The following is a 5,653-nucleotide window of genomic DNA, read 5'->3' as shown; positions in this document are numbered from 1 at the left end:
GTTATCGCCTCTAAGCTGGCGGAAGGTATGAGAGCGAATGCACATATCTCCAAGACCTTCGACATCCTACAAGATGGCTCAAGTATTCTTGTTAGAGCCAAGGCTGATGGTTATAACTTCTCAGTCAAGGCTAGAGACAGCTTGGGTAACACTGCAATCAAGGCTCTGAAAGACAAGACTCAGGACATTAGCGATTTGCCTGCTATTGGCTTTGAGGGTTTCACTATTGCTATTGTGGGAGGTGGCTCTGAGGACGAAAAGTACTACGTGGTCTATGATAATGGTGAGGACAGTAAAGAGGGCGGTGCATGGCTTGAGACTAAGCCTGCTGGTCTAAACACAAGGCTAGTTAAGACCACTATGCCACACCAGCTTATCGCTGAAGCTGATGGTTCTTTCACCTTCTGTGCTGCTGATTGGTCAAGCCGAGAAGTGGGTGATGAAGAGAGTAACCCTGACCCCTCCTTTGTAAACCAGACCATCAACGATGTCTTCTTCTATCGTAACCGTTTAGGTCTGCTGTCCGGTGAGAACATGCTTTTCTCGAAAGATGGTGACTACTGGAACTTCTACCTGACAACGGTAAGAACAACGCTTGATAGTGATACCATTGACATAGGCTCTACGTCTGACAGGGTGTCTGTCCTGAGACATGCAGTCACCTTCAATGAACAGCTAATCGTCTTCTCTGACAGTGTGCAGTTTGCGCCTAACTCTGGTGCTGAGGGTCTACTCTCTCCAGCAACTATCACAATGGACATCATTACTCGACTTGAGGCTCAACTCAGAGCCAAGCCCGTAGGTGCTGGACAGACCCTCTTCTTTGGGACTCGCTTAGGTAACTACTCAGGTATGCGTGAGTACTTCATCGCTCCTGAAATTGAGATTACATCCGCTGCCGACATTAGTGGTCATATCCCTACGTACATCAAAGGTGACATCATTGAGCTGACAGCCAGTTCCTCTCACGACATACTGGTAGCCCGCACTGATGACATCAAGACCAATCTGTACGTCTATGCGTACTTTTGGGAGAACACTGAGAAGATGCAAAGCTCATGGTCTCGGTGGGTCTTCTCAGGTGATGTTCTTACGTCCTCCTTTATTGATGCCAAGCTTTACTTGGTTGTACGTAGGCCAGAAGGCTTAATGCTTGAGTCCATTGATATGTCTCGCTTCAACACGCCTCTCTCTAATGGTTGGCAGACAGACATACTCCTTGATAGGCGAACAAAGGTCTTAACAGGTCAACCTTTCCCTGAGCATTTACAGGGAGAGCCTGAAGCCAGCCTTGTAGCTATCGAGAAGAATGGCCGAGCGTTCAAGGCTGACGCTATTAAAGCCAAGCTATACGATGCTGAAGGTATTGCAGTCAGTGACCATTATATCGGCCTATCGTATTCCTTTGAGTTCACTTTTAGTGAGCAAGTAATCAAGGACAATGAGTCTGTACCTGCAAACATTATTGACCGTGTGCAAATTCAGAGAATGGCTGTTTCGTATACTGACTCAGGCTTCTTTGAAGCTATGGTCTCAACTCCATTTGATGATCTCCGTATCTATCCGTTTACTGGTCGTATTATGGGGAGTATCAACAATATGTTGAACCGAGAGAGCTTGGAGTCAGGAGTACAGACATTTCCAGTCAACTCAAGGTCTGACTTAGTAACAATCAAATTACAATCTGATAGTCATTTACCTTGTTCATTTCAAACTGCTGAATGGTCTGGTGTTACAAGATCGAAAGCGCAACGAGTCTTTTAATTGAGAGTTCAACTTAGACAAGCAACTCTTCAAGACGCAATCGAATTAGCTGGTAAGCTCAGACAGGGAGACCTCAATGAGCTTCAGGCTTTAGGCCACACGAACATAGATGAGTGCCTTATGTCCTCCTTCAATGTTTCACATATAGCCTACGCATTAACACTTGAAGATGAGCTAATAGGTATCCAAGGATTAGCTAAAGGCTTGAATGATAAACATGGTGCAATATGGGCTATGGGGTCTGAGAGAACAAAAGAAGTCCCTAGAGATATTGTCCGGTTAGGCTTTGAGTTTACCAATGAGTGTTTAGGTCATTATCCGGCTGTAGGAAACATGGTCTACTGCAATAACAAATTGCACATTAGATGGTTAAAACTCATCGGCTATACATTCATTCGTGAGCTTAATTACAACAACAATAACTTTTATGAATTTGTGAAGATTAAAGAGTATGTGTGACCCAGTTTCTATTGGTGTTGCTGCTGTTTCCACTGTAGCTGGTTATAGTTCAGCTAAGAATCAGCAAGACTACAACGCTGCTATGGCACAGCATAATGCCAACGTCCAGAACAAGGCTGCTCTAGATAGCTTACATCAAGGCTATACAGACGCTCAGTATCAACTGATTGATTTAGACGACCAGCTCTCTGACCAAGTAGAAGACAATTACTTGATGACGATGAAGGCGCACGACACAGCCAAGATGCAAGCTGCTAGTAAAGGTGTTCAAGGTAATTCAGTGGATAACCTTCTGTCTGACATTAGAGGACAGGGGGCTGGTAATCAGCATAACTTGAGGCAGAACGCTGTAAAAGCTAAGGCTCAAAGTATGCGAGAGCTTTCTACAATGCAGAAGAACGCTGCTAATGGAATGGTCTCTCCTGATGTCTACAAGCCTTCATCCCTGAGTACAGCTCTGGATGCTGGAATGACAGGTATTAATAATGGCATGGCTGTAGGTAACGCTATGGGTCAAATTAAGAGTGCAAATAAGAATGTCGGCAAACAATCTAGTAAGTCATAGGCTTCAAAGTAATCAAGTAGGTGCTGGTTCCGGTAAGAGAAACAATCAGCAAGCAATCAGTACAGCTCAGGGTCAGCATGTAGCTAAACAAGGTTTTGCGAGACAAAGAGGCAGTATTCAAGCTGGACAAATGGCGAAGACTCATCAATTAGATGACCCCTTGTCCTCCTTTATTGATGCTGGCACGAAACTCTTCTCACTGTATGGCGATCACAGAGAACAGGAAGAGGAAACTATTCGTGCTGAAGATGCTAATGAAATCCAATTAAGGTACAAAGCATTTAAGGCTGAAGAGGCAAGACAATTTGCTTCAATGGGAGACCTCAATAAGTTTAATGAAGAAGACCGAAAGGTTATCTCAAAAGACTTACGCTCGCAGTATTTCTCCAATGTCAGGCATAAAGGCTTGATGTCTAAACTTGATGAGCGTCTTGATTTTGAAATTAATGAGGGTCTTACCCAAGAGCTGTATGTAAAGGCACACAAAGATAGAACTGACCGTGTATTTGCTTTAACTGCTGATGAATTGAGTAAGGGTACTGACCTCGCATCGCTTGAAGCTCGCTTTGTAACTGGCGGTGAACTTACAGGTGACGTTATGTCACAGACAGAGTTCGACGGTATGTTGCTTAAAATGTACCAGACAGATAAGCGTAATCCTGCACTAGCTGAGGCCATAGAGAACTCTTCCAGTATTAGCGAAGAGACAAAAGCTACTGTACGCACTGAACAAGAAAAGATGATTACAGTGGAAGCTGCACTATCTGTAGAACGTGCAGTTAAAAAGGGCGACGTTCAGTACCTCCTTGATTATAAAGATGAGGCGGTGAGGTTCGGTAAGTACTCTGACAAGGAATATGCAAAGCTAATTGCAAGGGCTGAAGCTACTAAAACACAGGCCAATTTTGAGACCCAATTTCGTAGCCTCTTTAGGCAACTAGGGTCTACTGACGGTTCTAACTTCAGACTTGGTACTAATCTTCCCAAGGAACTACAAGACAAGATAGTCAACGATGAGTTCACTAGAGGCGATCAGGTATTTAAGGATAAAGCTATCACAAATAACCGAAAGCCTATCCCTATTCTTCGAGACAAGATTAGTGTCCAGCTAGAAAACCCAATGGTTGACGGTAAGCTAACAACGCAAGGCGATATTGCAGCTAAAGAACTATGGAACGTTATCCAGCTCAAGGGTGGTGTAGGTAATGCTATGGACTACTTTCCAGATAACTTAAAGCCTTTTGCTAGTGCATTCGCTACATATGCCTCCGTGGTTGGTGAAGCAGATGCTATGGAGAGGGTCTTAAAGATGCAATCAGGCGCACTCCCTAAGCCTAGACAAGTAGCTGCCAAGGATTTAGACACAGCTCTTGACGATTATGGCTCTTGGAACTTTTTTAATGATACAAAGCATATGCTTGATAATCCTGAAGTTCGTGCCTACGCCTACAACGCTTTGAAGATGCAAATGGAGTACACAGACCCCGATCATATTGATGATGTCACAGGCAACATAATGTCTGACATCAATAACAAGTTTAAGACTGTTGAAGGTGAGTCTCTGTCTTTCCATGTAAGGGGTGGACATGACTTAGTAGGTTTCTTCAATGAACAGATTGCTGGTCGTGTTAAAGATAAGACTTTCGGTGATTTCTTGGAGTCTGAGGTAGTCAGTCTGCTCCCTGAATTTAGGGACATGTTTAATGACCAAGGTATAGAAGCTGAAGAGCTAGGTGTACGTATTGACACAAGAGACCCTAGCAAGCTGATTGCTTACGTGAAAGACGATGTGTTTAAAGGCCGAGTAATCGACATGAACACCATGATTGACAGAACACTAGAACGAGAAAATTGGTCTACGTATTACGATGAAAGTAAATGATGAAGTGCTAAACCCTAACCTAAACCCTGCGGAAGCTGAGTATCGAAATGCTTCTGTAGTTGAAGACTTAGCAAGAACTGATGAGCCTCTGGTGAAGTTCACTGATTATGAGAGTTCTTCAGTTACAGAGACCAATATTCAGAATGCAGAGCTGGAAAGGGAACAAGAAGCTCAAGCAGAAGCCCTCTCTGAAAGTAAGACTTTCGGTGAATGGGTAGACACTGCTGATTCTTTTAACGATCTATTCTACAGCTTTAAGGATGACGTGGGTCAGTTTGAAGCTGACCCCGAGTTTGACTTGAGAAAAGACGAGAAGGCTAAGGAGTGGTACTCGTCATTACAGACCGATAAGTACAGAACACATTTTGAAGAGTCTGCACCACAATCACGAGAAGAAGCTGAAGCCCTGCACAAGGTAATTGCTCAGAAAGAGAAAGATGAGCAAGACCTAGCAACTATTGGTTGGAAAGGTGCAGGAGCGCACTTCTTGGCTAACTTCAATGACCATGAAGAGATTGGTTTAACCGTAGCCTCTTCTGTAGTGGGTCTTGGGATAGCTAACTCCCTCTTCACCACTGGCCGAGCTGGTCTTATGGCCTATCGTGCTAACCGAGTAATCCGAGGTGCTACTTCTGGTCTGACTGAGGGTGTACTCATGGCAGGCACTAAGTTAGCTGGTAATGATCTCTATACGCTCTCTGATGCTGTACTAGAGGTCTCTGCTGGAGCTGCATTAGGTACTCTTGGTGGTGCTTTGGCTCCTACGAGACATCAAAGCCTGTTAGATGAACTCATAGCCAACGGTAAGCATGAGCGAGCTGCTGTACTACGAGACCAAATGGACAGCCAGTTAGCTGCTGACGGTCTCGTACAAGGTGGCCTAAATCGCTTGGCTTCTATCAATCAAGCCGCTGCAAACTTAGGCGATATGGCTCGTTCTGGTATTACAGACTTTGATACTGCTGTGTCACAAATGAAGGGAG

Annotated in this window: 5 protein-coding genes; all 5 read left to right on the top strand. The window is 44.3% G+C overall.

Features of this window, described 5'->3' with window-relative positions:
* The coding region (locus KDK13_RS08570) for a hypothetical protein (RefSeq protein ID WP_257284562.1) at nt 1-1,764 on the top strand (1,764 nt) is incomplete at its 5' end.
* Nucleotides 1,765-2,223, top strand: coding sequence for a phage protein Gp13 family protein (locus tag KDK13_RS08565; protein ID WP_257284561.1), 459 nt, complete (start codon nt 1,765-1,767; stop codon nt 2,221-2,223).
* Nucleotides 2,216-2,788 carry a hypothetical protein gene (locus KDK13_RS08560; RefSeq protein WP_257284560.1) on the top strand — a complete coding sequence of 191 codons (573 nt, stop codon included), beginning with the start codon at nt 2,216-2,218 and terminating at the stop codon, nt 2,786-2,788. Before KDK13_RS08565 ends, KDK13_RS08560 begins: the two co-directional genes overlap by 8 nt.
* Nucleotides 2,760-4,670, top strand: a complete 1,911-nt coding sequence (locus tag KDK13_RS08555; RefSeq protein ID WP_257284559.1) for a hypothetical protein — start codon at nt 2,760-2,762, stop codon at nt 4,668-4,670. The genes KDK13_RS08560 and KDK13_RS08555 overlap by 29 nt, the downstream gene beginning before the upstream one ends.
* Nucleotides 4,657-5,653, top strand: a 997-nt coding sequence (locus KDK13_RS08550) for a hypothetical protein (protein WP_257284558.1), incomplete at its 3' end; no start/stop codon positions are given. The genes KDK13_RS08555 and KDK13_RS08550, both read left to right, overlap by 14 nt.

This window comes from Endozoicomonas sp. SESOKO1 (assembly GCF_024606265.1).
GTDB lineage: Bacteria > Pseudomonadota > Gammaproteobacteria > Pseudomonadales > Endozoicomonadaceae > Endozoicomonas.
The sequence above is the reverse complement of the archived record's forward strand: the minus strand, read 5'-3'. Positions and strand labels throughout refer to the sequence as shown.